Genomic DNA, 2,651 nt, shown 5'->3' with positions numbered 1-2,651 from the left:
GATAAATGGTCTCTGGCTCCGGCTTATGATCTAGCCTATAGCTACAAGCCTGGTAGCAAATGGGTCAACAGCCACTGGATGAGTTTAAACGGCAAAAGAGAAGATTTCACTAGAAAGGATTTCTACAGCTTAGAAAAGCTAAGTCCGGCCTTCAGTCAAAGAAAAGTTGACGCAATTATTGATGAAACTATCGAGCATTTATCCAGCTGGCGTCAACTTGCAAAAGAATGGGAGACATCAAAAACCTTATTAGAAGAAATCGACACCCATTTACGCCTCAATATTTGAAGAATCACTTCGGTTTTCTGGTCTGTCAAAGATGCCTTCCCCGCTCTGGTGACAAGAGTAACCGACACCCCCTATCCACCTGTTCATTTACAGCACGAGTGGACTGAGTAATGGCGATGGAACCAAGGAGCAGGCAAATCAGGATCAAAACAACAAAGAAGATGAACATCAGCTTGCCGCTGATGCTGAGCCGGTGGCTTAGAGCGCACATAACAAAGAAGTGAGCAAACAACAAAGTCGCTATAAATTATACATAAAACCCACAAAAACGATACTTCGCAGGCATTGTGATGATGACCTTCAAGTCAAGAATGGACAGAATTGCTCTGTTATACGCGCTATGATTGCGATCCACGAAAAAAATCAGCGCAAATGACTCAGATTATGAATCAACTAACGCACCAGGTGGGTCAATTTTATTGGCCAAAGGTGGGTCAAAATAAATGGCCATTGACACGCGCCCCCCGCGGGCGCGTGGATTGAAACCAACCTCGCTTCTTTTTGAACTGCTTGCGGCGAGTAGCGTACTCCGCGCCGACCTTCTGAACGGTATGGCTATGCAGTTCCAGCTCTTTGTGAGCGCCTTGGGTGTACTTCTGAAGATCGTAGGCAGACAGAAACACACCACGCTCCTTGATAGAACGGTGACTGAGTTCGTTGATTTAGTTCCAGACAAAGTTGACCGATCTTGCCATTTGATTCAACAATGGCAGGTGCTTGTCTCGAACACGAACCTTTAAGGTCTTAGTGTATTTCATGTTTTCTATTATAGTTGGTCTATGGAAGAAATCAACCATTACAGAAAAGGCAGGTATTGCATTTTTTGGCTTCATTCCCATTTGGTCTTTACTACAAAGTACCGTGGCTACATGAAAAACGCGCTCTGGAGTCCCAGCGACTATGCAGGCGGTGTCGGCGGCGCTGCGATTTCAGTAATTCGACAATATATTGAGCAAAAAACTCGCCCCATTAGGGAGGCTACCGCCTCCCAGCGCTATCCTTCCCCGCACTAAAAGTACGGGGCTTGTCGCGCATTTTGGTCAACTCTGTTGATTCGCAGCGTTTCCCGCTCTGGCAGCCTTGCCACTGATTCTGTAGCAGCATCAACCCAGCAGGTTCACTCCAAACCAGCGAGCCATCAGCACAGTAATCACAAACAACAAAAACGTACCGGCAACATAACTGATCAAGGCGGTGAAAAAACCGTAACGCATCAGCAGCCAGGGAAATAACAGCAGCATCGGCATGGTGGGCAGCACATACCAGAAGGTAAGCAATGCATGATTGGCAAGGCGTTCAGGTGCCTGCTGCTCAACATGCAGCCAGATCCATGTCAGCAGTGTTACCAACGGCAAGGAAGCCAGCAAGGCACCCAGATGATCACTGCGCTTTGCTGTTTCAGAGACCAGCACCACCAGCAGCGCTGTAATGGCATATTTAAAAACCAGCCATGTCATGATTTTCTCAACCCTCATTAGAGATAGCGGGTAATTTCCCTGAACTCGTCCAGTGCTTTATTACGGGCGCTGACATCATCGGCATCCATTGCACTGTCCAGACAATGATCCAGATGATCACGGATCAACAGACGCTTGGCCTGACAAATTGCTTTTTCAACAGCGTGCAACTGTTGCGCAAGCTCAAGACAAGGACGATGCACTTCCATCATTCCAAGTGTACTGCGCAGGTGACCTTCTGCTCGCTTCAGCCGTTTGATGATCGCCTGATGGTTCGGGTGATCATGATGGGTGGGATGAACATCTGACATGATGACCTGCTTTTATGCTGGGTTGTAAGTGCGCAGCTTTTTACCTAGAATGCCGATTCTATCCCCCCCGGGGGGATGTTTCAATTCATTGCCACAAGTAACAGGGCTGACGCCAACCCCATGAATCAGCTGCGAAATCAGATCTCACGTTATCGCCCACTACTAGTGTTACTGCTGTTGCTGCTGTCACTCAGCAAAGTGTCACATGGTCTGGGAAGCCTGTTGCAATCAGCATTTGAGCACTCACCAACAGATCATCATACCGAAACTCATTGTTGGTCGTGCAGCATCCACCCGCATTCAGACACCATGCCGGAACATCAGCATGAGCCGCTGTATCAACAGCAACAACTATGGCTCAGTGTCCTTCAACACTCTCTCGAAAAAAGCACGGGGAGAACCACCGAACCCGATCAGCCTCTGTTCCTGCTGAACAAACCACCTGATTAGCCTCACCAAAACAGACGGCTTTTATTATTTATTTGATCAATCAGGACAGACCATGAACAGATTATCCTTTGTGTCGGCAATGACCGATGCAACCCGGCTGTATCGCTGGAGTTTTCTGCTGCTGACCTTACTGCTGCTGACAACA

Annotated in this window: 5 protein-coding genes and 1 pseudogene; 4 read left to right on the top strand and 2 right to left on the bottom strand. The window is 47.8% G+C overall.

All coding sequences use genetic code 11. The features are described 5' to 3' along the window. From IBX50_RS19505 to IBX50_RS19495, 3 genes and pseudogenes are all read left to right on the top strand, one after another. Positions 1 to 288: pseudogene (locus tag IBX50_RS19505) on the top strand (type II toxin-antitoxin system HipA family toxin); the annotation flags it as partial. Positions 289 to 731: 443 nt separating this feature from the next. Beyond that, positions 732 to 1,028 carry a hypothetical protein gene (locus IBX50_RS19500; protein ID WP_292258063.1) on the top strand — a complete coding sequence of 99 codons (297 nt, stop codon included), beginning with the start codon at positions 732 to 734 and terminating at the stop codon, positions 1,026 to 1,028. A 39-nt stretch (positions 1,029 to 1,067) separates the two neighbouring features. Then, entirely contained in the window at positions 1,068 to 1,301 is a 234-nt protein-coding gene (locus IBX50_RS19495; protein WP_292258062.1) for a hypothetical protein, read from the top strand. 90 nt (positions 1,302 to 1,391) lie between these two features. Here IBX50_RS19495 and IBX50_RS19490 read toward each other — a convergent pair whose 3' ends face one another. Together IBX50_RS19490 and IBX50_RS19485 are read right to left on the bottom strand one after the other, a co-directional pair. Then, on the bottom strand, positions 1,392 to 1,745 hold the full coding sequence (locus tag IBX50_RS19490) for a DUF3147 family protein (protein WP_292258061.1): 354 nt from the start codon (positions 1,743 to 1,745) through the stop codon (positions 1,392 to 1,394). Between the two features lie 17 nt (positions 1,746 to 1,762). Continuing rightward, positions 1,763 to 2,056 carry a metal-sensing transcriptional repressor gene (locus IBX50_RS19485; RefSeq protein ID WP_292258060.1) on the bottom strand — a complete coding sequence of 98 codons (294 nt, stop codon included), beginning with the start codon at positions 2,054 to 2,056 and terminating at the stop codon, positions 1,763 to 1,765. A 120-nt stretch (positions 2,057 to 2,176) separates the two neighbouring features. On the opposite strand from IBX50_RS19485, the gene IBX50_RS19480 reads away from it, so the two are divergent. Further along, entirely contained in the window at positions 2,177 to 2,506 is a 330-nt protein-coding gene (locus IBX50_RS19480; RefSeq protein WP_292258059.1) for a hypothetical protein, read from the top strand. Positions 2,507 to 2,651: the final 145 nt, after the last annotated feature.

The sequence above is a fragment of the Marinospirillum sp. genome (assembly GCF_014859565.1).
Note: the sequence above shows the minus strand (reverse complement) of the source record. Positions and strands in the feature narration are given on the sequence as shown.

Excerpts from the sequence above, each read along its gene's own strand:
- IBX50_RS19480 (WP_292258059.1), top strand. The coding sequence starts at position 2,177 with ATGAATCAGCTGCGAAATCAGATCTCACGTTATCGCCCACTACTAGTG.
- IBX50_RS19500 (WP_292258063.1), top strand. The coding sequence starts at position 732 with ATGGCCATTGACACGCGCCCCCCGCGGGCGCGTGGATTGAAACCAACC.
- IBX50_RS19490 (WP_292258061.1), bottom strand. The coding sequence starts at position 1,745 with ATGACATGGCTGGTTTTTAAATATGCCATTACAGCGCTGCTGGTGGTG.
- IBX50_RS19485 (WP_292258060.1), bottom strand. The coding sequence starts at position 2,056 with ATGTCAGATGTTCATCCCACCCATCATGATCACCCGAACCATCAGGCG.
- IBX50_RS19495 (WP_292258062.1), top strand. The coding sequence starts at position 1,068 with ATGGAAGAAATCAACCATTACAGAAAAGGCAGGTATTGCATTTTTTGG.